Consider the following 23,887-nt stretch of genomic DNA (forward strand, 5'->3'; position numbering starts at 1 on the left):
CACGCCCAAAAATTGTTCAATACGCGCCCATAATACACTGGAAAATCGCGATTCGATAGCACTAAGCAAGAGAATTGATCTCTTTAGCAGAAATGGTAAAAAGTTAGATTTTCGTCACTGAAAGAGCGAAGTGCTCTATGTATAGTTAGCCTCAAGCTTGAGCAAAAAGCAAATGTTTTTTGGTCTAACACCTCTATTCGCTGACCCAAAGTCCGGATTTTGTAAAACTGGCCATCACAAACATGCTTGAGCATTACAATCTCTGTATACCGTTTGTATGGAGAATTAAAATGAGCATGGCGACTTTGCACACCAGCACCGTCATTGGTTTTACCGCGCATGATGTCACTGCAGAGATTCACATCACCAAAGGATTACCACAATTTCAGATAGTGGGATTAGCCAGTGGTTCACATCTGCACGTAAAAGAACGGGTGCGCAGCGCCATCATCCACTCTGGTTATACTTTCCCAGCCAAAAGAGTCACCGTAAACCTTTCCCCTGCAGACTTACCTAAGTTTGGCGCTCGATTTGATTTGCCAATTGCGCTTGGCATACTCATTGCCGCAGGCGAAATCATTGCAGAGCAATTACACGATTATGTGTTTTTAGGAGAACTTGCCTTATCAGGTGAATTGCGGGCGGTCAGCGGTATTTTGCCAGGCATCAAACAAGCGATTAATACAGGAAAAAAAGTGATTTTTTCGTTTCATCAGGCCAATGAGGTTGCGCCTTTTTATCCGGAATTGTGCTTTCCTGCGAAGACATTAAAGGAGGTAGTCGGTCATTTGAACGCATCTACTTCATCTAAAGCAAATGCTAGGTTGAATAGCGTAGCACCGGTTCAGCCTAAGCAGCATACCGGTCAGTTTATCGATTCACAATGGGATTTGATTCTGGGTCAGTATGGCGCAAAACGTGCACTGTTAATCGCGGCAACCGGTGGCCATAATATATTGTTATATGGCCCTCCGGGTGCGGGCAAAACCATGCTAGCTTGTGAACTCGTTAATTTGCTGCCCGATCTGCCTAAAAATGCTTTTTTTGAAACGTTAACTTTGCACTCGTTAGCCAATCGCCCAATGCCTAATTCAAACAGGCCTCCGCTGCAGCGCCCTCATCATAGTGTGACCAAAATAGGACTACTTGGTGGTGGCAATCGAGCCCAACCCGGATCCATAAGCCTTGCGCATAATGGTGTGCTGCTGTTAGATGAGTTAACTGAGTTTGCCAAACCCCTGTTAGACCAACTTCGCGAACCGCTACAAGAAGGTGAGATCAGATTACATCGGGCTCATTACGCGCTCAGTCTGCCTTGTGATTTTCAACTCATCGCTACGCTTAACCCAAGTCCAACTGGATCTGTAGAAAATAACAGGAGTAGTGTGGATGCGACAATACGATACTTGAATCGTTTATCTGACCCTTTGCTAGAACGCATTGATATGCAATGTGAAGTCCCTAAAACTCGACCGAACCTAGCACCGAACAAAGCTAATGAACCGGGTATTAAAGAGTTGGCACAACTTGTGAAAACTCAACAGCTAAAACAAATACAGCGTCAAGGATGCCTCAACAGTCAATTGACACCCGCTCAGATCAAGTGCATTCAACTTTGTGCTGATACGCAAAGGCTGTTAGAACAGGCCCATCAACAATATCAGCTATCCGCACGCATGATCAGCAGGCTGATTTTGCTTGCCCGCAGCATCGCCGATCTCGACCATGCGGTTGACATAAAGCCCAAACACATTGCTGAAGCATTACAGTACCGGAGTTTCGACCGGTTATGCCAACAATTAATTACCCAATAGAATAGTTAACCGCTAGTTAGCTCCATCAGCGCGCTGATTTTGGGTTCAAAGGCACGACTTGCCAGACAGCATAAACCCAAACGGTAAGCTTCAATGTCCGGTACAGTGATTTGATATAAGCGATTAGAGTGACGCACATAATCGAGAATAATTTTGGGCACAAAACCCAAGCCAACGCCCAAGTTGACCATACTGACAATGGCCTCATTGCCTCCAACGGTTGCATAGATGCGTGGACGAATATTATGCTCGGCGAACCAGTGATGTACGATTCGACGAGATGGACCTGATTCAGGCATAATGACAGGCTGCTGGGTCCAATCGACATCTTTTATACGCTGAATCTTAGAAGATTTTGGCGCGATCAACACCAAAGGCACGTCGTCCAGATGTTGAAACATGACGTCTTCTGGCCACTCTGGGTAATGAATACACACTGCCGCATCAGTGGTTTTTTGTTGTACTCTTTGCACAGCTTCAGCAGGGTCTCCAGTCAGCAATTTTAATTCCACACTAGGATGCAAAGAGCGGTATTTATCAAGTAAACCTGGTAAATGCGATTGCGATGCCGTCACCGAACAATACAGGCTTAACTCGCCTCTCAACTGGGTTTGGTTCGATTGTAATTGGCTATTTACGCGATCCCATTCGGCCAAAGTATTACTGGCAAAGACTAAAAAGATCTCCCCCGCATGGGTTAAACTGACTGAACGGTTGTTGCGCTCAAACAAGGTCACTTGGGTTTCTTGTTCTAGCCGAGTGATGGCACGACTTAACGTCGATGGGGTAATAAACATGGCTTGTGCGGTCTTGCCAAAGTGCAATGACTGCGCCAAATGATGGAAAAGTTGCAAGCTGCGAATGTCCATAAACCCTCTTGGATAAAGTGAAAATACTAATTGTTGCGATTTACGCAACACTAGGTTGCAAATATATCATTTTATCCAACAAAAAACATCGGCTAAGATACATTCAAATCGTCACTGATTGATATTGAAATGGTAAATATCCGCGATGCGGGTTAATTTTTGGAATTGGAAAGTATAAGCATGGCTAATTATTTTAATACCTTACCTTTACGCGTACAGCTTGACCAACTTGGTCGTTGTCGTTTTATGGACCGCAGTGAATTCGCTGATGGTTGTGATTTCTTGAAAGGTAAAAAGATTGTCATCGTCGGTTGTGGTGCACAAGGTTTGAACCAAGGTTTGAACATGCGTGACTCCGGTCTAGACGTCTCTTATGCTTTACGCCAAGCCGCTATCGACGAAAAACGTGACTCTTTTGTTCGTGCAACTGAGAATGGTTTTACCGTCGGTACGTACCAAGAACTTATTCCAACTGCGGACCTAGTTTATAACCTTACCCCAGACAAGCAGCATTCTGCAGTGGTCGAAGCGGTCATGCCATTAATGCAACAGGGCGCAACTTTAGGCTACTCGCACGGTTTTAATATCGTCGAAGAAGGCCAGCAAATCCGCTCTGATATCACAGTTGTCATGTGTGCACCAAAGTGTCCTGGTACCGAAGTACGCGAAGAATATAAGCGCGGTTTTGGTGTACCTACTCTTATCGCTGTTCACCCAGAAAACGACCCAGAAAACAAAGGCTGGGCCATTGCTAAAGCACTCGCCTCGGCAACTGGTGGTGACCGCGCAGGTGTCCTAGAGTCTTCATTTGTCGCAGAAGTCAAATCTGATCTGATGGGCGAACAAACCATTCTTTGTGGTATGCAACAAGCCGTTGCCGTATTAGGCTACGAAAAAATGGTTGCAGATGGTGTAGACCCAGCTTATGCCGGTGCATTATTGCAATACGGCTTGGAAGCCATCACTGAAGCATTGAAGATCGGTGGTGTGACCAACATGATGGATCGTTTGTCTAACCCAGCCAAGATCAAAGCATATGATCTATCTGAGGAATTGAAAGTCATTCTACGTCCATTATTTGAAAAACACCAAGACGATATCATCAGTGGTGAATTCTCAAAAACCATGATGGAAGATTGGGCCAACGGCGATGCTAACTTACTTAAGTGGCGTGCTGAAACAGGTGAAACTGCATTTGAAAATGCACCAGAGTTCACCGGGAAGATCGATGATCAAGAATTTTTCGACAAGGGTATTTTCATTGTTGCTTGCATCAAAGCAGGTGTTGAATTGGCCTTTGACGTAATGGTTGAAGCAGGCATTTTACCTGAATCAGCTTACTATGAGTCGCTCCATGAAACGCCACTTATCTCTAACACCATCGCCCGTAAGCGCTTGTATGAGATGAACGTTGTTATCTCAGATACGGCTGAATACGGTAACTATTTATTTGCTAACGCTGCCATCCCATTATTGGCAGAGAAAGTCATGCCGACCTTGAGCGCTGAACTACTTGGTGCAGGTCTAAGTGATACATCAAACGCAGTGGATAACATGCGTTTAGTGGAAGTGAATCGCGCCATCCGTGAAACGGGTGTTGAATTCATCGGTGAAGAGCTTCGTGGTTACATGAGTGACATGAAAGCGATCATCTAAGAAGGTAACAGTTCTGTCGTTAGGTGCTTTTTTATAAAGCCCTCTTTGCCCGGCCAATTTGGCCGGGTTTTTTATGTGTATCACCTGGTAAATCTCATATTCCCAACTGCATTTTCTTTGTCGTATGCCACATGATTACTTGTGCTAAGTGCTAGATCCTTAAGCCAAATTAATTTCGCGCATATTTGAACAAGCTCATTGTCAAAATACAACAACTCACAAAGCCAATCCCAATAGGGATCAATGTATCCACCAGGAACGCATCCACTACCAAAGCAATTAACACGGCTACTACACTACTTACCGCACCCAACAACGCTGCGCCAAGGCCAGCCACTTCGCCCAAAGGCTCCATCGCCAAAGAATTGATATTTCCAAATAAGATCCCGACAAAGAAAAAGTTTACAAATAGCAAACCAATAGTGACGGGCAAAGGTGCTAGACCTTGATAAAGTATTTGTGCAATGACAAACATCACACTCAGTAATAAGTGTCCCCTCAAAGCTAACTGGCATAAACGCACCATACCCAAACGTTCAACCAAATGGGCATTCAACAAAGATGCACACCCGATTGAGAATGCCAATGCTGCAAAAATATAGGCAAACCAATCACCTACATCATAAAAGCCAACAAAAATCGTCTGGGTCGCACCTAAATACCCTAAAAACCCACCAAAAACTAAGCCAATTCCCAGCATATAAGGCCAGACCTCACGATGTGTGAGGATAAATCGACTCGCGATGAAGAACTCAGACCAAGTGAATTTGCGACGATCTGCTTTGGCTAGGGTTTCCGGTTGACGTAGAGCCAACCACAGCACGGATAGAATCACCATAACAAAGAAAAACGCAAAAATATAATGCCAGGTAAAATAGCGCAAAATAGCCTGTCCAATAATGGGTGCCATCATTGGCACCATAATGAACACCACCATAATAAAACTCATCACCCGCGCCATGCGATCGCCAACGTAAATATCGCGGATCATTGCCATCGTCGCGATTCTTGGACCACTGACGCCAAAGGCTTGAATCAACCTGCCAAGCAACATCACTTCCATGGTCGTTGCCGCCATACAAATCAAGGTGCCAAGACAAAAAATCAAAGATCCTAAATATACCCCAAAGCGCCTTCCAAAACTGTCACAGATTGGCCCAAACACGAGCTGACCAAAAGCCATACCAAAGAAGAATAACGTGATGATCATATGGGTATGCTGCATACTCGGACTGTTTAGATCATCGCCAATCATGCTCAAGGCTGGCAACATGGTATCAATGCTCAGCGCCACCAATGAGGTCAACAAGGCCATTAAGGTGACAAATTCAGGTAGGCTAAGGGTGGCTTGTGCGTGTGCGGTTTTATCATTATGCGGCTGGCTCATACGTTCGCCTCAACAGATATCTCCTGCGTATTTTGTTGCCTCAAGGCTAAATAATTACCCAAGCCAATACAAGCAACGCCAACTATGGCCAGCAAGGACCACTGATATCCTTCCATCACAGTTGCGATGAAGAGAGCTATCACAGGATACACTAAGACAACATAGGCAGCTTTATCAGAACCAAGGCGTTGCACTAACAGCATATAACAGCCAAAAGCAATAACAGAGCCGAAGATAGAGAGATAGGCCAGCGCCGCATAAAATTCGACCTCTTCTGGCCACTGCCAAGGTATGCCCAATAATTGCAAGCCAAGCAAAATCACCACACTCCCATAACACATGGAGTAACAGTTAAACGCCACCACCGAGACATCATCGAGTAAATGCTCTGAAATGATATTGCCAATACTCGCCGAAGAAAATGAACACAACGCCCATATCAGCCCTAACTTCAAACTTTCACTCGAATTTAACTGACGTAATTCCGGATAAAAAATCGAGCAGATCCCAACGAATCCCAACGTTGCACCTATGACCACTTCGCGGCGAATCGGTTTGCGCAGAAATACGCGTCGTAAAATCACATTAAAATAAATGACGGACGTGCTTAACACCGCCAAAAAGGCACCCATAATATGTTGTTGTGCAACATACAAAAATGAGTAATCCAGGGTGTATAAAAATAATCCGGCAAGACACATCGTCAGATGCTGTGTAATGCGAAAGCGCATGGGTAGCCGACGCCACCAAATAAATAGAGCTAACACGAATGAAGCAAATAAAAAGCGAAAGGCAACTGCATAAGATGGATTGCCATAGTCAATTTGGAAATTAATCGCATGCCAAGTTGAGCCCCAAATCAGGGCACAAACAATAAAGTAGAAAAAGGACGACATTTAACCCCGTATATGCCCATCGCCTGTCACGACAAATTTTTCCGTCGTCAGGGACGCAGCCCCCATCGGTCCATACGCATGAAGTTTGGAGGTAGAAATTCCGATTTCTGCTCCTAAGCCTAACTCACCGCCGTCAGAAAAACGCGAAGACGCATTGACCATGACCACTGCAGAATGTATTTGTTGTAAAAACGCCTGCTGACGCTCACTATTTTCGCTGACAATGACTTCTGTATGACCTGAATTGTATCTTTGGATATGCTCAATGCCTTGCGCAAAATCATCTACTACACGCACGGCTATTTCCATAGCGAGGTATTCCGCTTCCCAGTCAGCATCGGATGCCGGAACGACATCCAGTTCCACGTTGGCAAAATGAGGCAAGCTTTTTGCGCACGCGTGCACTTTTACAGCGTGTTTAGCGAACATATGAGCCACTTTCGGTAACAAGGATTCAGCTTGCGCCGAGTGAATCAATACGGTTTCTAAGGCATTACAGACGCTGGTTCTTTGTGTTTTACCATTTTCGAGTAAGCGAAGGGCTTTGTCGGCATCGGCAAACTGATCAATATACATATGACAAACGCCTTTAAAATGCTGAATCACTGGAATTTGGCTGTGTTGAGAAACGAAACGAATAAGGCCTTCACCGCCCCGTGGAATAATTAAGTCGATATCGTCCGATAAGGTCAGCATTGTATTGAGAATTTCGCGATCTGGATCGGGGATCACAGTGACGGCTGCAGTATCTATTTGGTGTAACTCGAACGCATCGTGTAAACACCTTGCCAAGGCCATATTGGAATGTAACGCTTCTTTGCCGCCACGCAAGATGACGGCATTTCCAGCTTTAAAACACAGTGCCGCCGCGTCGATAGTGACATTTGGGCGCGATTCGTAAATCATGCCGATGACACCCAAGGGAATTTTCATTTTTTGTACGCGGATTCCACTTGGCATGGTTTGCGGGTCGCTCATTTGACCAACCACTTCAGGTTGGTGGGCAATATCCACTACCGCTTGTGCTATCGCCTTGATACGCTGCTCATCGAGCATCAGACGATCCTGCATTGCCTTGTCCATACCACTAGCCAATGCCTGCGCCAAGTCTTCGCGATTGGCAGTGATAATTGCTTTGGTATTATTCAGTAACGTCTCTGCAACCGTTAATAGGACGTTCGTTTTTTGTTCTGAACTCAGTTGGGCAACTTGTCTCGCCGCGTATTTTGCCTTTTTTGCAGACTGTTCAATCGAAAATGACATCTTACCCTTCCTTATCTAATCTTACTAGGTTATCACGATGGATGACCTCTTCGCTAATTCGATAGCCTAGTTTTTCTTTGGCTTGCTCGCTATTGAGTCCTAAACAAAGACTCATTTCGGTATGCGCATACTGACTCAGCCCTTTGGCAACCGGGACTCTATTATAATAAACCGTGACTGCATCACCAGCGACAAAAGCACCTTGTACTTTCGTCACCCCAATAGGCAGTAATGACGCACCTCGTTCTAGCAATGCCGAAGCAGCACCTTTATCAATATGCAATTCGCCTTTGCTACGCAAAGTATGCTTAAGCCAATGGCTTCGCGCATTTTGCAAACTTGCTTGAGGGATAAATAAGGTGCCTGGATTATTATTTTCAGCCAGTGCTGTAAAGACTTCACTTTTACGGCCGTTGACGATAAGAGTTTGAATACCCGCTTGCGCACATCGCTTCGCCGCCTGTAACTTGGTTTGCATCCCCCCTGTCCCAACACTTGTGCCAGCGCCAGAAGCCATTTTTTCAATCTGCGGGGTAATCTCTGGAATCACAGTGAGTAATCGAGCATTTGCATCAGTTCGAGGATTGGCGGTGTATAAGCCATCGATATCTGTGCAAATAATACAAGTATCCGCGCCCGCAACCAAGGCTGTGTAGGCGGCTAGGTTGTCATTGTCGCCGACTTTAAGCTCATTGATCGCCACCGAGTCATTCTCGTTGACAATGGGAATTGCACCGTGCTTAAGCAACTCCCGTAAGGTATTTTGAATATTGACGTACCGCTCACGATCATACAAATCGTCCATCGTCAGCAAAATTTGTGCACAAGGAGCATCAAAAAAACGCGCCCAATTACTCATCATTTGGGTTTGACCGATGGCGGCCATGGCTTGCTTTTCTGCAATACTCGGGGTGTGATTCACCGGAATACTGGCACGGCCGGCCGCGACACTGCCAGAGGAAACAATGATGACTTCTTTGCCTTGTGCCCGAGCGTTAGAAATAAACCCGGCTATGGCTAATAAATACTGTGCTGAACAACCATGCTCGGGCCCATCTGGAGCAATTAACGAACTGCCGACTTTGACCACTGCACGTTGCCATGAAAATGCTTGCATAAATGATGAAAAAACATGTTTTGCTGTGTATACAGAATACTGTATTTTGCCTAGCAAACCAACACTTATGCGCCTTATTTACTAGGTAACGAACCACCTGAATTGAACAGAAAATGACGAGGTTTGTGAGAGAGCAAGAATTTCGTTAAAATATTTCCACTATTTTTAAGAGAAATAACTATGCAAAGACTGATTTTGAGCGTATTACTGTGCTGTTCGGTAGTCGCGCACGCAACCGTAGTCAAACAAACCAAAGGGGATTTTGAAGACAAATTCCGTCAACTTGATGAGATTTTACCCACTCCTAATGTCTATCGTAATGCTGCAGGTGAGCCGGGGCATGAATATTGGCAACAACAGGTCGACTATGCCATCGCTGCTCGTTTGCTCGAAGACAAGCGTCGCATCGAAGCGACTCAAGATATTGTCTATCACAACAACTCTCCAGATACATTGAAGTATTTGTGGGTGCAACTGGATCAAAATCGCTTTAAACCCGACTCAATGGCCAACCTGACCACAACCTTTGGGGGGATTGGCACCCGAGGTCCTGCTACGCAAGCCGCCACCGATTCAGCACCTGCCAAAATATCTTTGGACATGTTGCGTCGTGAGCAGTTTTTGGCTGATGTCGAAGTGGGTTATGATATTTCTCGCGTCGTGGATGGTTTCGGTAATCCGCTGCGGTACACCATTGTCGGCACTTTGATGCGCGTGGATTTACCCCAGCCCCTAAAATCTGGCGAAAAAATACGCTTTAGCCTCGATTTTGCTTTTAATATAGTGGAAGAAGATGCCGTTTCTGCTCGTTCTGGTTATGAGCACTTTCCAGATGATCCTCGTGAGGGCGGAAATGATATTTTCCTCCTTGCACAGTGGTTCCCTCGTATGGTGGCTTATACCGATTATGAAGCATGGACCAACAAAGAATTCATCGGTCGAGGTGAATTTACCCTAGAGTTTGGCGACTACGATGTGTCGTTAACGGTTCCTGCTGATCACATAGTGTCAGCAACCGGGGTTTTACAAAACCCTGACGATGTCTTGACTGATGAACAACAACGTCGCCTGAAGCAAGCCGAAACGGCTGAACGCATCGTCTTTGTGGTCACACCTGAAGAAGCAATGGAAGCAGAAAAAACCGCTACCACTAAACAAAAAACCTGGCGTTTTAAAGCCGACAATGTGAGAGATTTTGCCTGGGCATCCTCACGTAAATTTGCTTGGGATGCCAGAGGCTATCGTCAAAATGATCCGGACATGCCATTGGTTATGGCGATGTCGTTTTATCCTAAAGAAGGGGGGGAGTTATGGCAAAAATACTCCACCGAATCGATCATTCACACCATGGCTGTGTATGAGCGTTTTTCTTTTGCTTACCCATACCCGACTGCGCAATCAGTGAATGGCCCAGTGGGAGGTATGGAGTATCCAATGATCACCTTTAACGGTCCTCGTACGACCTTGCAGGACGATGGTACTCGCACTTACTCTCAAGCAGAAAAGCGCTTTTTGATTGGCGTGGTGATCCACGAAATTGGGCATATTTACTTTCCCATGATCGTAAATTCAGATGAACGTCAATGGACTTGGATGGACGAAGGTCTAAATAGCTTTTTGGATGGCGTTGCCGGACGTGAGTGGGACCCGAATATTCCTTGGGGAGTTGAACCTCGTGATATTGTCGATTATATGAAGTCGGAGGTTCAGGTGCCGATCATGACACAATCTGATTCGGTCTTACGCCTTGGCCCCAATGCTTATACCAAGCCTGCTGCAGCGTTAAATATCTTACGCGAGACCATTATGGGCCGCGAATTATTTGATTTTGCGTTCAAAGAATTTGCCCAGCGCTGGAAGTTTAAGCGCCCAACACCTTCGGATTTTTTCCGGACGATGGAAGAAGCGTCCGGCGTGGATCTAGATTGGTTTTGGTATGGTTGGTTTTATACCACTGACCACGTAGATATCAGTCTAGATAGCGTTTATCAACTGCGTTTAGACACGCTTGACCCAGACATTGACTTTGCTCGAGAGCGTCAAGCTGAAGCAGATAAGCCGTTGTCACTGACCGACGAGCGCAATCGTGCAGAAGGTCGCACATTATGGGTCGAACGCTTCAAAGATATTCGTGATTTTTACGATGATAACGACCGTTTCACTGTGACCAATAAAGAGCGCAATGCATATCGTGAATTTTTAGATGGGCTTAAAGACTGGGAACGAGTCGCGCTGGCTCGTGCGTTGGAAGAGGATAAACATTATTATGTGTTTGCGTTTTCTAATCTTGGTGGTTTGGTTATGCCAATCATATTGGAGTTAACGTACGCCGACGGTAGTACTGAGCAAGTCCGTATTCCCGCTGAGATTTGGCGACGCAGTCCCAAAGCGGTCAGCAAGCTGATCATCACTGACAAAACCGTTGTATCCGCCACGGTTGACCCGCGCTGGGAAACGGCCGATGTGAATGTGCACAACAATCACTACCCACGCCAAATTATCCCGTCGCGCATTGAAGCATATAAGAGCAAAAAACGCAGTGGCAAAGTGTATCGTGACATCATGCACGATATTACCACTGAGCTCAAAACCGATGAGCCAGAAACGGAACAACCTGAATGAGACTCAACTCTTTTGCTATCTCTTGGCGGATACTGACGTGTGTTTGCGTCAGTATCTTGTGGCTTGCCATGATGCCAGTGCATGCGCATCAGCAAAAAGCCGGCGTGACCACAGTGTCCCACAACCTCCGGAGCAACCATCTTGAAGTAGTACATCGCTTATATATGCACGATGCCGAACACGCGGTCAAAACACTGTTTAATAGCGATGCAGATATATTAAAGCAACGTGACACACAACGTCAGTTTGCTCAGTATGTGACCGAGCGCTTCGGCATGTATACCGATACAAAACCCCTGCCTTTGGTTTTGGTTGGTTACGAAGTGGATGGTCGATTTTTCTACGTATATCAAGAAGCGCCGATGCCAAATGATTTGACTGAATTGGATATTCGGCATGAAGTGCTGGTTGATGTGTGGCCGAAACAAAGTAATTTGGTCAACCTCGAGGGTTTAGAGACGGTCGGTAAATTTGATCAGCAAACCAAATCAGTGCGCTCATTGCAATTTAGCGACAAACGCACTTTATTGAATATTCAACTCAAACGACCCTAGACGCGTTTAATGTAATGCGCGGCCGTGTAGTCATATAATCCCTGCGTGCCGCCCTCGCGACCAAACCCGGACTGCTTGATCCCACCAAACGGTGCAGCTGCATTGGAAATGACTCCAGTATTAAGACCCAACATGCCATAACGCAAACCGCTGCTCAAACGCTTGATAGAATCTGAATTTTGCGAAAAAGCGTAGGCTACCAATCCCGCGGTCGTATCATTGGCTAATTTTAGCCAATCCTCTATATCGTCTGATGCCACACTAATAAGTGGATATACTGGCCCAAAAATTTCCTGCTGGCAAATATCGTCATCGTGTTTGACATTGGTCAGGACCGTATGATCATAATAAGCACTGCCCGCTCGATATTCTTTCCCGGTGAGTCTTATTGCCCCTTGTGCTTGAGCATGTTCGACTATGGCTGCGATTTTGCTCGCCGCTTTGGAGTGGATCAGGCTGCCAACTTGTGTTTGTGGATCGTGAGGTTCACCTGATTTGAGCTTGCTTAGCGCATGACTCAATTTGTCTGCAAAATCCTGATAGATTGCTTCTGCCACGTATATCCGGTTAGCCGCCACACAGACTTGACCGGCATTGCGCAATTTGTTTTTAAGCAACTCGCTCACTGCTAAATCGATATCAGCATCACTCAAAACCATAAATGGCGCATTACCACCGAGCTCCATCGACACCCGTTTGAGATGTTGGGCACATTGTACATTGAGCTGTTTGCCCACCGCCGTAGAACCGGTAAAAGTAAATTTGGCAATTCTCGGATCAGAGGTAAGAATATGTCCCACCTCCTTAGCATGGTCACTGACAAGCACAGCAAACCAACCTTGTGGCCAACCAGCTTGCGCCATCAACTCAGCAATCGCCAGCGCAGACAATGGCGTTAATTCGGATGGCTTCACGATAAATGGACAACCAGCCGCAAGGGCTGCAGAGGCTTTGCGCAAAATCATCGCATTGGGAAAGTTCCACGGTGTGATCGCACCCACGACCCCTACGGGACGTTGTTCTACCACAAAACCATCGTGTTGTTCCGGTTCGGCGAGCACATTGGACGCACGTGAATAATAACGCAGATAGCTTATGCCATAATGAACTTCAGCTTTGGCATCGCTGATGGTTTTACCGGATTCGTTACTGAGTAACTGTGACAGTGATTCAATCTGTTCTTCGATCAAGTTAGCTGTCTTCACTAACAGGGATTGCCTATCAGTAAGCGGTAGCGGGTACTTACTTATAGCTTGACTGGCTAACCGTAATGCCGTTTCAATATCACTTGCCGACGCACTGTGAAGATGCACGATGATTTCATGCGTAACAGGGTTAAAAACGGTAAAATGTTGTTCGGGTATTAACGAGTGGTGTGTCGTAACGTAGTCATTACCAACAAACGAAGCGGAACCTCGTAAGGTATAAGGCGTGATATTCATAGGATGATCTCCATTCGAATATCGGCACGTGCATACGGCGTATCTTGCATGGGGACTTCCCTAAAACCATGTCGTTCATAAATAGCCAATGCGTTGGTTAAACGTCTATTGGATTCTAAAAATAACGTCTTGGCTCCCATGCGGGTGGCTGTCACAATGGCTTGTGGGACCAAAAGTGATGCGAGTCCTTGACCTTTGTAAGCTTCAGCGACACCCATTTTGGATAACTCGTACAAGTCATTATTTATTTTTAGTACACAACAGGTGACTGCGACGTCATTATTGATACAACCAAATAACACCTCGCCGCCACGTTTTAAGACGTAAGTCTCAGGGTCGCCCAAGGTCTTTTGGTCTTTGTCTTCCAATACAAAATACTCATTGATCCAAGCGCTGTTGATGTCACTGAAGGCTTGTATGTAAGGTTTGCGCTCATTGGGTCGGATATCGCTCAATGCGAGCCAAGTTATCAACGCTTGCAAAGTCTTTCCTATGTTTTAGTTAATATGGTTGCTCCAAGGAAAACGGCATCGCCAGAGGCTGCTGCGTTTTTGGGGGATTACCAATCATTTCATCATAAGGTGAATCATGCACCATACACGCATCATCGACAATGCATTGATGAAAAAATTCACGGATGTGCTGGGTGCTGTGAAAGCGTGCAATGTTGTCTTTTGCATCATACACAAATCCAGTCTCTCCAGCGATGGTCACTTTGACAAGGTATACATTCATCTCAAAAGACTGGACTTCAAGACGTTCAATGTGTTTTTTTGGGGTAAATTCTGCAAGATAAAACTTCATAAGCTTCGCTGTTCTCGTCACATACTATGTATACCCTTTTAGGTGCTGAAAAGATCCCGAAAGTGAAAGCTTCCTGAATAATTCACAAAAGTCATAATGCTTATTCCGCTTTTGCGGAACTCAATGTAAGATTTAGATGACTAACAAAATAAACTTTCAACCGTATTAAGGATTGTTTGACGTGACAGAGACGAATCAACAAGGTAAACCGTTCCCATCCATTCAGATTGCCATCGCACTGTTGCTCGTGTTGATTTTAGTCTTTGTGTTCTGGCCTAGCTCAGAGGAAGTAGAGCCCGCTCCAGTGTCGGTACCAGTACCTGTAAAAAAAGTCGATGATATGGCACCAGCCATCCCTGAAGCAGAGAAGGTAGTAGACGCCGCGCCAGAATTTGTTGCGGAAGAGTTTGTGGAGGTTGCGCCACTGCCCGAAGTTAATGTCGAAGAGTTAGCTGAGGTCACATCGGAGTTCATCGAGCCTGAGGAAGTGGTGGTCGCCCCCGAACCTTTGGATATTTCGGATCAGGCGGTCAAAGAAACCATCTTAGCGCTTAGCAAGGTACCCATGCTCACCACCTTAGTCGTGAACGAGGGGATTTTGAGTCGAGTAGTTGCCAGTGTTGTCAATACAGCCCAAGGTGATCTCCCCGCTAACAACTATTTGTTGAGTGCGCCCAAGGCCGAATTCAGTGTCTACAAACAAGCCAACATGCTCTACATTAATCCGGTTAGTTTTGAGCGCTATCGTCCTTATGCTGAAGCCTTTGCACAAATGGAAACGGAAGATATCTTAGCGCTATACGCCAAATATTCCGAACAACTCAACGCTCAATTTGAGGAAATATCGACACCTGGTAGTTCGTTCAATGACACACTCATTGAAGCCATCAATCAGCTACTAGATACCCCTGTTGTAAGCTTACCGATTGCAGTTCAAACTGACCGTGCCATGTATCAATTCGCAAATCCCCAGCTTGAGGCATTGAGTCCTGCGCAAAAACAGTTCTTGCGCATGGGGCCTGAAAATATGCGTTTGGTCATGCGCAAATTACGCGATTTACGCAGTGCACTACAAAATTAAGCGCATGAGATAAAGATGGATTTTGTCGTTTTTTTTTCGTAGATTGGGCAGATACGATATAAAATTAACAAAAAGGAAAATCGTTATGCGTTTCTTAGCCCTTTCACTTCTCGCATGTATAAGTGCGTTGAGCAATGCTGATACAATCATACATGCTGGCACCATTATTACTGCCGAAGAGAAGCAAATCCTACAAAATCATTCGATCATTGTGCGCGAAAACAAGATTCATGCCATACGTGAAGGGTTTGTTGAGGCGAATGACGGTGATAGGGTCATTGATTTATCTCAACATACTGTCCTGCCCGGCTTAATGGACATGCACACGCATCTCTCTTATCAACATGAAGGCCCCAGCACGTACATGCAACGCTTCCAATTAAATGGTGCCGACTATGCCCTGCGCGCCGCTCATTTTGCTGAAAAAACGCTTATGGCCGGTTTTACCACGGTTCGTAATTTGGGAGATAGCTACAATGAAACCGTAGCGTTGCGCAAAGCCATTGCCCGTGACATGGCTGTGGGTCCTCGTATTTTTACAACTGGCAAATCCATCGCGACCACGGGAGGGCATGCGGATCCCACTAACGGCACAACAGACCACATTATGGGTGATCCAGGCCCAAAAGAAGGCGTGGTCAATGGCGTGGCAGATGCTCGAAAAGCAGTGCGTCAACGCTATAAAGACGGTGCAGACCTCATTAAAATCACCGCAACAGGGGGCGTATTATCCCTTGCAAAAAACGGTCAAAACCCACAGTTTATGCAAGACGAACTCAATGCGATCGTTACAACAGCCAAAGATTACGGCATGACGGTCGCGGTGCATGCGCATGGCAAAGAAGGTATGTTGCGCGCGATTAAAGCAGGAGTTGATTCGATTGAGCACGGTACTTATATGGATGAAGAAATCATGCAAGCAATGGTCGAAGCTGGTACGTTTTATGTGCCGACAGTCATTGCGGGTAACTTTGTGGCGCAAAAAGCCAAGATCAAAGGCTTCTTCCCTGAAGTGGTTCGTCCTAAAGCTGCAGCGATTGGCCCACTGATTCAAAACACGTTCGGTAAGGCGTATGCTTATGGCGTTAAGATTGCGTTTGGTACCGATTCGGGGGTTAGTCCACATGGTACCAATGCACAAGAATTTGCACTTATGGTGGAAGCGGGCATGCCAGCGCATGATGCGATTTTGAGTGCAACCATGCATACCGCTGACCTTCTCAACATTGAAGAGGAACTGGGCTCAATCAGCGAAGGCAAACTGGCTGATATGATCGCGGTACAAGGCAATCCTCTAGAGGACATCACCGTCTTAGAAAACGTGGCGTTTGTGATGAAAGATGGTCAAGTCTACAAGCACAGTTTACAGTGATCACGGATGATCAGAACGCTTAAACGCAAGGTCAAACACTGGGTCGAGTCAGAGCACATGTTGGCGGGGATTGGCGCAGCATCATTTGCCGAATCCACTGTCGTACCTATCCCCATTGAGACCGTTCTGATCCCAGTGTCGCAATTACGCCGTGATAAAATTTGGCACATTGCCACCGTTGCAACCTTAGGTTGTATTGTAGGAGCTTTATTAGGCTATGCGATTGGTCTTTGGGTGTTTAACTTGTTTGAATCGCAGATAATCAGTTTATTTGGCGATCAAGCCACGTTTGATGACATCATGTGGCGCATGAACACAGAAGGCTTTTGGTTTATCGTTCTTGCCGGTATTGCACCGATCCCATTGCAACTTGCGATGATTGCAGCCGGAGCATCCGGTTATCCATTAGGCTGGTATCTTGTAGCGATCGCGATTTCTCGAGTATTGCGATATTTTGGGATTGCTTGGTTGGTTTTGCGCTTTGGTGATCGTGCCGAAGCGATGTTGCGTGAATATAAGTGGAAAGCAGTGACGATCTTATCCGGATGCATCGTGATCATCTGGATAGGGCGCACGTATTTATTCAATTAGATATAGATAATAACAAAAGGACGACAGAATGAAGGTAACAAAAAACTTGTTAATAGCAGGCTTAATGGGGCTTGCAGTTTCCAGCTTTAGCGGGTTAGCACACAATCACGGTGACCATGGCGGTTCGGATTTAAAAAGCTTAGTCAAACAAGCGCAAAATGCCGATGGACGGCCAGAGCGTGATGCAGATCGCGACCGCAATCGCAAGCCAGCAGAAACTTTGGCGTTTTTTGGGCTTGAGCCCGACATGAAGGTGGTTGAGCTGATGCCTGGTGGCGGTTGGTATACCCGGATTTTGGCACCCGTACTGCATGAAAAAGGCGAGTATTATGTCGCATTGGGCACTAGCCGAGTTGAGAAAAACCTCATAGGTGAAGCGCCTTTTGACAAGATCAATGTGGTCGCCAAAGATGCCAAAATCTGGCGTGAGGAAGGCGCAAAGTTGTATTCGCTAGAAATGAGCGACTACGGTGTGACCGATGCCGACATGGTGCTGACCTTCCGCAACTACCACAACTTCGGCGAAGAGGGTCGCAAGGCCATGAACGATGCGGCGTTTAAAGCGCTTAAATCAGGCGGTATTTATGGGGTGGTTGATCACACCGCTCGACACATGGAACCCTTCAATGATTCAAACCGCCGTCGTTTCGACCCAGTCAAAGCTATTTTAGAAATACAGGCTGCGGGATTTGAGTTTGTTGGCTATTCAGACCTACATTATCGCGAGGATGACGAATTAGAATACGAAGTGGGCGCACGCTCGGTGACTGGAAACACAGACCGTTGGACGTTGAAGTTCAAAAAACCTTAATCAAGACCTTTTTTGATCACATAGCGATACGGCTCTTGAGTGGTATCGCTTTTTAGTAATTGGTGATCCATAAATCGGCAAAAACTCGGAATATCACGGGTTGTTGCCGGATCATCGGCGATGATCATAAGCGTTTGTCCATCCGCCATGTGCCGAATGGTTTTGCGGATCATCATTACGGGTTCAGGACAGCGCAGACCTAACGCATCAAGCGTCTGGTCGGCCTGCATTAGAACGGGTTGATGGTTTTCAGGCTGTTCGGTCATGCGGTTAGGCAATGCCGTACTGTTTGCGATAGGCGCGCATGGCTTGCAAGTGCTCGGCTTCATCGCCTTTTTCCGCCAAATATTCCATTACGTGCGTCATCGTCACAATGCTGACCACTTGAGTGTCAAAATCACGCTCAACTTCTTGGATTGCACTGAGCTCACCTTGGCCTTTTTCTTGTCGATCAAGGGCAATCAATACACCCGCTAATGTCGCTTGTTGTTGCGCAATAAGCTCCATAGATTCTCGGATGGCAGTCCCTGCGGTGATCACATCATCCACTAACATAATGCGCCCTTGCAAATCTGCGCCTACTAAGTTGCCACCTTCACCATGGGTTTTGGCTTCTTTGCGGTTAAAACAATAGGGAGTATCGATATTGTGCTGTGTGGATAAGGCCACGGCCGTGGTTGTAGCAATCGGAATCCCTTTGTAAGCCGGACCAAATAACACATCAAAGTCGATCTTGGCGTTCACTAAAGCCGCAGCATAACACTGACCTAAAGTGGCTAAATCTTTACCGGTATTGAATAAGCCAGCATTAAAAAAATACGGACTGACTCGTCCAGATTTGAGCGTAAATTCTCCAAATCGTAACACATTGCGCTTAATGGCAAATTCAATGAAGTCACGTTGATAATCTTGCATGGTTCAGGCGCTCCTTATTGATTTAATGCAGATTTTTGTGCGTTAAAAATTTCATATAAACCGTCTTTGGCCAAGCCCAACATCTCATTGAGCTCATCAAAGCTAAACGGTTCGCCCTCAGCTGTGCCCTGTACTTCAATCAATTTACCCGATTCGGTCATGACAACATTCATGTCAGTTTCGGCTACTGAGTCTTCGGTGTATTCAAGATCAGCCACCGCTTCGCCGTTGACAACGCCCACGGATACTGCCGCAATCATGTGCTTGAGTGGATTCGTTGAGATGATATTTTTGGCGCGCATGTGATTGATGGCATCAACCAGTGCCACACAGGCACCTGAGATAGAGGCCGTGCGCGTGCCACCATCGGCTTGAATGACATCGCAATCCAGAGTAATGGTATTTTCGCCAAGGAGTTTCAGATCGACAGCAGCTCGTAGTGAGCGTGCAATCAAGCGCTGAATTTCTAAGGTACGACCGCCTTGCTTACCACGTGCGGCTTCGCGCTGAGAGCGAGTGTGCGTTGAGCGTGGTAGCATTGAATACTCAGCCGTAATCCAGCCTTCACCTTTGCCTTTCATAAAGCGCGGTACACCCTCTTCTACAGTCGCGGTGCAGATGACCTTGGTGTTGCCAAATTCAATTAAGACAGAGCCTTCAGCATGACAGGTAAATTGACGGGTGATCGTCACAGGACGGATCTGGTTGGCAGTACGGCCATCAGCGCGCATAAAAAATCCTTAGCAGATAAACAAGCAGGTAAAATAAACGCACATATTATAGCCCAACATGTGTGACAGCGTCATTAACCATATGGCTTAAAATAGTGTACACTAAGCGCGTTTTAATATTTTTGATAGGAAACGCCCGTGATTTACAGTATGACTGCCTTTGCCCGCCGAGAACTCAAAGCCGATTGGGGCTCTGCCGTGTGGGAAATTCGTTCAGTAAATCAACGTTATCTCGAAACGTCGTTTCGCTTGGTCGAGCAGTTTCGGGGACTAGAGCCAGTATTGCGCGAGCGTTTCCGCAAATCACTCCAGCGTGGCAAAGTCGAATGTACGTTGCGCTTCATGCCAGCCCCTGGCGCGTCTAGCACATTAAATGTCAATCAAGAGTTGGCGGCTGCGGTAATTGCTGCGGCTGAGAGTTTGCCGATTGAGGGGCCTGAGTCGTTGAGCCGTTTGGAAGTGTTGCAGTGGCCAGGTGTAGTGGCATCTGCCGAAGCGGATATGGATGCCATTAATGCGCAGCTGTTGGCTGAGTTTGATTTGACGCTTGCGGACTTCATCTCATCCCGTGCCGATGAAGGGGTGAACTTGAGCGAGATGATTGAACAGCGCTTAGTGGGCATTGAAGGCCAAGTGGCTTTAGTCACTGAGCGTATGCCTGAGGTGTTGGCATGGCAACAGGACAAGATTCGCTCGCGCTTTGAAGAAGCCAAGATTGAGCTGGATTCAGCCCGTGTTGAGCAGGAACTGGTATTGTTGGCACAAAAAGTCGATGTGGCCGAAGAGCTCGACCGTTTGGTATCTCATGTCGGTGAAACCCGTAAGATTCTGAAAAAAGGCGGAGCCGTTGGGCGTCGTTTGGACTTTATGATGCAGGAATTTAATCGCGAATCGAATACGTTAGGGTCGAAGTCGATCAGTGCGGAGATTACGCAAGCAGCGGTGGAGCTGAAGGTTTTGATTGAGCAGATGCGCGAGCAGATCCAGAATATCGAATAATATCCTGAGTAATTCATAGACATCCATAAAGCCCTTTTTTATAAAGGGCTTTTTTATGTTTCAGTCCAAGGAAGTCTTCATTAATCCAGCAAAATCCAGAAATAATCGGTGGGCAAATTGGTGGGTAAAAATGCATTTACTTACCTGAAAGTGGTGGGTATTATCTTCCTATCTACAACTAGTCGTGAAGCATTATGAGTACCGCAGGTAAGCTCACTGTCAAAACAATTCAGTCAAAAGTTAGCAAGAATGATGTTGGTAAACATGCCGATGGTGGAGGGCTATACCTTGTCGTTCCAAAGTCCGGTTCGCCTTATTGGATGCTAAGGTACACATATAATAAAAAGCGTAAAGAAATGACTTTGGGTAAGTTAAATGACCTCAGTCTGCAAGACGCTAGGTATGAAGCCAGCACTAAAATGAAACAAGCCAGAGATGGTAAAGACCCATTGCTCGAAAAGAAACGTGCTGAACAAGAATCCATTGTCACGGTTAATGATTTGTTTGAGGACTGGTTTGTAAGCGTGAGCCAAAGAATCAAAAACAGTCAAATTCCTGAACGCGTTTACAAAAAAGACATCGCTCCGGTTTTAGGTGAAATAAAGTTAGATCAGCTATCTGCTAGAGACATCCGAACAGTGTTGAGCAACATTAGTAAGAGCGGACGAGCAACTATCGCTAACGATGCTCTAGGTTACTGCAAACAGCTGTTTAACCATGCAGTAAAACTAGACTTACTCCAATATAACCCTGCACTCGCATTTTCGCAAAAAGACGCAGGTGGTATCGAGCAAGCTAGGGAACGCGCCTTAACTGAAGAAGAACTAGGTGTATTCCTACAGACCGCAAAAAAGCATATTAAACAGTTTGGTCAGGATAATTACCTAGCTGTTTTGCTTCTAGTTTGTTTGGGCGTCAGAAAGTCCGAGCTCTGTGAGGCAAAGTGGGATGAGTTTGACCTAGATGCTGCTGTATGGAACTTACCTGCCGCAAGAAGTAAAACTAATGTAGGGATTGATATTCCATTGGCGCGACAAGTCATTAGCTGGCTAAAAGAGCTAGAAGTACGTGCATGTGGTTCGGAGTACGTATTTCCAAATCGTAGAAGTAGTAAATCGCCTCATATGGGTTCAGATACGCTGAACAGAGCGATATCTAAGATGTTTGGTAGGGAAATACGTCAATCTATGCATTCGAAGAACCTGATGGGCGATATGGAGTATTTCACAGTGCATGATTTACGAAGAACATGTCGAACACTGTTAGCAAAACTAGGTACCTCTAGCCATGTAGCTGAAAGATGCTTGAATCACAAGCTCAAGGGTGTAGAAGCTGTGTATAATCAGCATGATTACTTGGAGGAAAGAAGAGAAGCGCTTTGTCTACTTTCAGAAAATGTTAACAACTTAACTATCTAATTAAAACAGCTCTCTTTTTAAAGGTCGATTACGATCATTGTGCATTAACCAATATGTTAGGTTGGTAATACCTAGAAGGAGTGCAATACGACGTTTTATGTGAACGGCTTTGCCCATCCTCGTGCGTTGTCAACGTATTCTATCTAAATAAGGTTTATCTAAGAAAACTTCTTAGATAAGGCAATGTATTCTTATGTAATCCCCCCATTTTAAACAGCAATCATTCGTAGAAATTCATTAAGCTGCCTTTAGCACAGCAGTTGGCGGTATTGGGTCGTTCATTATTATATAACCATAACCACTTCGTTGCCAACTCTTGTGCTTGAGCAACACTTTCAAACATATGCATGTTCAGCCATTCGTGTCTTACGGTTCGATTAAAACGCTCGACATAAGCATTCTGAGTCGGTTTGCCAGGTTGGATGTAAAGTAACGTTATGTGGCGGTTATTCGCCCAAATTACGAGTTCATTCGAGATGTATTCGGGGCCGTTATCGCATCTAATGGCACTTGGTTTGCCTCGCCATTCAATTACTTGCTCTAGCGAACGAATAACTCGTGCGCTTGGCATAGATAAGTCCACATCAATCGCTAAGCCTTCACGATTGTAGTCATCAATGACATTAAACGTTCTTAAGCTGCGGCCATCAGCCAAGGTATCTGACATAAAATCCATTGACCACACTTGATTTTTCGCCAGCGGCACACTTAAGGCATCTGGTCTATCTCGTTTAATGCGTTTTCGCGGCTTTATCCGTAAGTTAAGTTCAAGCTCTCGGTAAATACGATAAACACGTTTGTGATTCCAACTAAATCCTTTGACGTTGCGCAAATACAAAAAGCACAAACCGAAACCCCACTGCTTGTTGGCTTCGGTCAATCGCAATAGCCAGTCTGCAACCAATGCATTTTCGCTTGATAGCAAAGGCACATAGCGGTAGCCACTTTCACTGATGTTGACGCAGGCACAGGCCAAACGAATACTAAACTGTCTGTCGGATACGAGTTTTTTCGCCATCTCGCGTCGCAAGAATGGCGTTACAGCTTTCCCTCAATGATCTCCTGTCGAATGTCTGCCTTAATACACTCTTCAGCATACATCTTTTTAAGACGCTTGTTCTCGTCCTCAAGTTCTTTAAGTCGCTTCAGCATCGAAGCGTCCATACCGCCAAACTTTGCACGCCATTTATAAAACTGAGCGCTACTCATGCCATGCTCTCGACACAAATCAGGCACCGACACTCCGGCTTCGTTTTGTTTGATCATTGCCATTATTTGGCTATCACTATATTTTGATTTACGCATTAGAAAACTCCTTCATTTTATTTTATTGGAATTTTCTACTTATGACTACTGTGGTTTAGTGGGGGGATTACAGTGGGAGTTGTTATGTGATTGATGCTGACCATAAGTTAATTGATATTTCATTTGTTGAACTGGTTGTTATGAGGGCAGGAGTTTATTCGGCAGATCGAGTTTTAGAAATGAGAGAGCAACTTAAGTCGCAACATAAAAGTCATTAAATAACGAAAATAAGGAGTCTAG

General features: G+C 45.7%; 22 protein-coding genes. 10 read left to right on the forward strand and 12 right to left on the reverse strand.

Features of this window, described 5'->3' with window-relative positions; all coding sequences use genetic code 11:
* Positions 1-290 precede the first annotated feature (290 nt).
* On the forward strand, positions 291-1,814 hold the full coding sequence (locus tag NLG07_RS02605; protein WP_254856159.1) for a YifB family Mg chelatase-like AAA ATPase: 1,524 nt from the start codon (positions 291-293) through the stop codon (positions 1,812-1,814).
* Between the two features lie 5 nt (positions 1,815-1,819).
* On the opposite strand, the gene ilvY is transcribed toward NLG07_RS02605, so the two are convergent.
* Complete coding sequence (gene ilvY / locus NLG07_RS02610) at positions 1,820-2,683, reverse strand: HTH-type transcriptional activator IlvY (RefSeq protein WP_254856160.1); 864 nt, start codon at positions 2,681-2,683, stop codon at positions 1,820-1,822.
* Positions 2,684-2,863: 180 nt separating this feature from the next.
* Here ilvY and ilvC point away from each other — a divergent pair, with 180 nt between their 5' ends.
* Positions 2,864-4,339 (forward strand): ketol-acid reductoisomerase, encoded by a 1,476-nt coding sequence (gene ilvC, locus NLG07_RS02615; protein ID WP_254856161.1) that lies wholly within the window; start codon positions 2,864-2,866, stop codon positions 4,337-4,339.
* Positions 4,340-4,508: 169 nt separating this feature from the next.
* Here ilvC and NLG07_RS02620 read toward each other — a convergent pair whose 3' ends face one another.
* Genes NLG07_RS02620 through proB form a run of 4 tightly spaced genes read right to left on the reverse strand, consistent with a single transcriptional unit; the run spans position 4,509 to position 9,002 of the window.
* A complete protein-coding gene (locus tag NLG07_RS02620; protein ID WP_254856162.1) occupies positions 4,509-5,726 on the reverse strand; it encodes a multidrug effflux MFS transporter in 1,218 nt (405 codons plus the stop codon).
* Positions 5,723-6,622: a DMT family transporter gene (locus NLG07_RS02625; RefSeq protein WP_254856163.1), complete on the reverse strand. Its 900-nt coding sequence runs from the start codon at positions 6,620-6,622 to the stop codon at positions 5,723-5,725. Before NLG07_RS02625 ends, NLG07_RS02620 begins: the two co-directional genes overlap by 4 nt.
* The gene (locus tag NLG07_RS02630; protein WP_254856164.1) at positions 6,623-7,885 is read right to left on the reverse strand and encodes a glutamate-5-semialdehyde dehydrogenase; all 1,263 of its coding nucleotides are present in this window, start codon (positions 7,883-7,885) and stop codon (positions 6,623-6,625) included. It abuts the gene before it with no gap.
* Between the two features lies 1 nt (position 7,886).
* A complete protein-coding gene (gene proB, locus NLG07_RS02635; protein WP_254856165.1) occupies positions 7,887-9,002 on the reverse strand; it encodes a glutamate 5-kinase in 1,116 nt (371 codons plus the stop codon).
* A 180-nt stretch (positions 9,003-9,182) separates the two neighbouring features.
* Between proB and NLG07_RS02640 the strand changes: the two genes are divergently transcribed.
* Together NLG07_RS02640 and NLG07_RS02645 are read left to right on the forward strand one after the other, a co-directional pair.
* The gene (locus NLG07_RS02640; RefSeq protein ID WP_254856166.1) at positions 9,183-11,624 is read left to right on the forward strand and encodes a M1 family metallopeptidase; all 2,442 of its coding nucleotides are present in this window, start codon (positions 9,183-9,185) and stop codon (positions 11,622-11,624) included.
* Positions 11,621-12,178, forward strand: coding sequence for a DUF6702 family protein (locus tag NLG07_RS02645; protein WP_254856167.1), 558 nt, complete (start codon positions 11,621-11,623; stop codon positions 12,176-12,178). The genes NLG07_RS02640 and NLG07_RS02645 overlap by 4 nt, the downstream gene beginning before the upstream one ends.
* Here NLG07_RS02645 and NLG07_RS02650 read toward each other — a convergent pair.
* Genes NLG07_RS02650 through NLG07_RS02660 form a run of 3 tightly spaced genes read right to left on the reverse strand, consistent with a single transcriptional unit; the run spans position 12,175 to position 14,424 of the window.
* A complete protein-coding gene (locus NLG07_RS02650) occupies positions 12,175-13,620 on the reverse strand; it encodes an NAD-dependent succinate-semialdehyde dehydrogenase (RefSeq protein ID WP_254856168.1) in 1,446 nt (481 codons plus the stop codon). The two genes, NLG07_RS02645 and NLG07_RS02650, sit on opposite strands and share 4 nt — an antisense overlap.
* The gene (locus tag NLG07_RS02655; RefSeq protein WP_254856169.1) at positions 13,617-14,102 is read right to left on the reverse strand and encodes a GNAT family N-acetyltransferase; all 486 of its coding nucleotides are present in this window, start codon (positions 14,100-14,102) and stop codon (positions 13,617-13,619) included. Before NLG07_RS02655 ends, NLG07_RS02650 begins: the two co-directional genes overlap by 4 nt.
* A 19-nt stretch (positions 14,103-14,121) precedes the next feature.
* Positions 14,122-14,424 carry a DUF6482 family protein gene (locus NLG07_RS02660; RefSeq protein ID WP_254856170.1) on the reverse strand — a complete coding sequence of 101 codons (303 nt, stop codon included), beginning with the start codon at positions 14,422-14,424 and terminating at the stop codon, positions 14,122-14,124.
* A 181-nt stretch (positions 14,425-14,605) separates the two neighbouring features.
* On the opposite strand from NLG07_RS02660, the gene NLG07_RS02665 reads away from it, so the two are divergent.
* The 4 genes from NLG07_RS02665 (at position 14,606) to NLG07_RS02680 (ending at position 18,279) form a co-directional block, all read left to right on the forward strand.
* Positions 14,606-15,505, forward strand: coding sequence for a DUF3014 domain-containing protein (locus tag NLG07_RS02665; protein WP_254856171.1), 900 nt, complete (start codon positions 14,606-14,608; stop codon positions 15,503-15,505).
* An 85-nt stretch (positions 15,506-15,590) separates the two neighbouring features.
* The gene (locus NLG07_RS02670; RefSeq protein ID WP_254856172.1) at positions 15,591-16,877 is read left to right on the forward strand and encodes an amidohydrolase family protein; all 1,287 of its coding nucleotides are present in this window, start codon (positions 15,591-15,593) and stop codon (positions 16,875-16,877) included.
* 6 nt (positions 16,878-16,883) lie between these two features.
* The gene (locus NLG07_RS02675; protein WP_254856173.1) at positions 16,884-17,468 is read left to right on the forward strand and encodes a YqaA family protein; all 585 of its coding nucleotides are present in this window, start codon (positions 16,884-16,886) and stop codon (positions 17,466-17,468) included.
* A 28-nt stretch (positions 17,469-17,496) separates the two neighbouring features.
* Entirely contained in the window at positions 17,497-18,279 is a 783-nt protein-coding gene (locus NLG07_RS02680) for a class I SAM-dependent methyltransferase (RefSeq protein ID WP_254856174.1), read from the forward strand.
* Here the strand turns inward: NLG07_RS02680 and tusA are convergent.
* From tusA to rph, 3 genes are read right to left on the reverse strand one after another with little or no spacing between them, the layout of a single operon-like run.
* Positions 18,276-18,509 (reverse strand): sulfurtransferase TusA, encoded by a 234-nt coding sequence (gene tusA / locus NLG07_RS02685; RefSeq protein ID WP_254856790.1) that lies wholly within the window; start codon positions 18,507-18,509, stop codon positions 18,276-18,278. The genes NLG07_RS02680 and tusA overlap by 4 nt on opposite strands.
* Positions 18,510-18,549: 40 nt before the next feature.
* Positions 18,550-19,194: an orotate phosphoribosyltransferase gene (gene pyrE, locus NLG07_RS02690; protein ID WP_254856175.1), complete on the reverse strand. Its 645-nt coding sequence runs from the start codon at positions 19,192-19,194 to the stop codon at positions 18,550-18,552.
* 14 nt (positions 19,195-19,208) lie between these two features.
* Complete coding sequence (rph, locus tag NLG07_RS02695) at positions 19,209-19,925, reverse strand: ribonuclease PH (protein WP_254856176.1); 717 nt, start codon at positions 19,923-19,925, stop codon at positions 19,209-19,211.
* A gap of 138 nt (positions 19,926-20,063) precedes the next feature.
* On the opposite strand from rph, the gene NLG07_RS02700 reads away from it, so the two are divergent.
* Together NLG07_RS02700 and NLG07_RS02705 are read left to right on the forward strand one after the other, a co-directional pair.
* A complete protein-coding gene (locus tag NLG07_RS02700; RefSeq protein ID WP_254856177.1) occupies positions 20,064-20,924 on the forward strand; it encodes a YicC/YloC family endoribonuclease in 861 nt (286 codons plus the stop codon).
* Between the two features lie 194 nt (positions 20,925-21,118).
* Positions 21,119-22,342, forward strand: a complete 1,224-nt coding sequence (locus NLG07_RS02705) for a site-specific integrase (RefSeq protein WP_254856178.1) — start codon at positions 21,119-21,121, stop codon at positions 22,340-22,342.
* A 220-nt stretch (positions 22,343-22,562) separates the two neighbouring features.
* On the opposite strand, the gene NLG07_RS02710 is transcribed toward NLG07_RS02705, so the two are convergent.
* Positions 22,563-23,647 (reverse strand): IS3 family transposase gene (locus NLG07_RS02710; protein WP_254856179.1). Its coding sequence is split into 2 segments (ribosomal slippage): positions 22,563-23,395 and positions 23,395-23,647, totalling 1,086 coding nucleotides; the frame shifts between segments, so codons are not numbered across the junction.
* Between the last annotated feature and the right edge of the window lie 240 nt (positions 23,648-23,887).

It is taken from the genome of Alteromonas sp. LMIT006 (assembly GCF_024300645.1).
Taxonomy (GTDB): Bacteria; Pseudomonadota; Gammaproteobacteria; order Enterobacterales; family Alteromonadaceae; genus Opacimonas; species Opacimonas immobilis.

Excerpts from the sequence above, each read along its gene's own strand:
- proB (WP_254856165.1), bottom strand. The coding sequence starts at position 9,002 with ATGCAAGCATTTTCATGGCAACGTGCAGTGGTCAAAGTCGGCAGTTCG.
- NLG07_RS02660 (WP_254856170.1), bottom strand. The coding sequence starts at position 14,424 with ATGAAGTTTTATCTTGCAGAATTTACCCCAAAAAAACACATTGAACGT.
- NLG07_RS02630 (WP_254856164.1), bottom strand. The coding sequence starts at position 7,885 with ATGTCATTTTCGATTGAACAGTCTGCAAAAAAGGCAAAATACGCGGCG.
- NLG07_RS02705 (WP_254856178.1), top strand. The coding sequence starts at position 21,119 with ATGAGTACCGCAGGTAAGCTCACTGTCAAAACAATTCAGTCAAAAGTT.
- NLG07_RS02650 (WP_254856168.1), bottom strand. The coding sequence starts at position 13,620 with ATGAATATCACGCCTTATACCTTACGAGGTTCCGCTTCGTTTGTTGGT.
- NLG07_RS02620 (WP_254856162.1), bottom strand. The coding sequence starts at position 5,726 with ATGAGCCAGCCGCATAATGATAAAACCGCACACGCACAAGCCACCCTT.
- NLG07_RS02675 (WP_254856173.1), top strand. The coding sequence starts at position 16,884 with ATGATCAGAACGCTTAAACGCAAGGTCAAACACTGGGTCGAGTCAGAG.
- ilvY (WP_254856160.1), bottom strand. The coding sequence starts at position 2,683 with ATGGACATTCGCAGCTTGCAACTTTTCCATCATTTGGCGCAGTCATTG.
- NLG07_RS02670 (WP_254856172.1), top strand. The coding sequence starts at position 15,591 with ATGCGTTTCTTAGCCCTTTCACTTCTCGCATGTATAAGTGCGTTGAGC.
- tusA (WP_254856790.1), bottom strand. The coding sequence starts at position 18,509 with ATGCAGGCCGACCAGACGCTTGATGCGTTAGGTCTGCGCTGTCCTGAA.
- NLG07_RS02645 (WP_254856167.1), top strand. The coding sequence starts at position 11,621 with ATGAGACTCAACTCTTTTGCTATCTCTTGGCGGATACTGACGTGTGTT.
- NLG07_RS02680 (WP_254856174.1), top strand. The coding sequence starts at position 17,497 with ATGAAGGTAACAAAAAACTTGTTAATAGCAGGCTTAATGGGGCTTGCA.
- NLG07_RS02605 (WP_254856159.1), top strand. The coding sequence starts at position 291 with ATGAGCATGGCGACTTTGCACACCAGCACCGTCATTGGTTTTACCGCG.
- ilvC (WP_254856161.1), top strand. The coding sequence starts at position 2,864 with ATGGCTAATTATTTTAATACCTTACCTTTACGCGTACAGCTTGACCAA.
- rph (WP_254856176.1), bottom strand. The coding sequence starts at position 19,925 with ATGCGCGCTGATGGCCGTACTGCCAACCAGATCCGTCCTGTGACGATC.
- pyrE (WP_254856175.1), bottom strand. The coding sequence starts at position 19,194 with ATGCAAGATTATCAACGTGACTTCATTGAATTTGCCATTAAGCGCAAT.
- NLG07_RS02640 (WP_254856166.1), top strand. The coding sequence starts at position 9,183 with ATGCAAAGACTGATTTTGAGCGTATTACTGTGCTGTTCGGTAGTCGCG.
- NLG07_RS02625 (WP_254856163.1), bottom strand. The coding sequence starts at position 6,622 with ATGTCGTCCTTTTTCTACTTTATTGTTTGTGCCCTGATTTGGGGCTCA.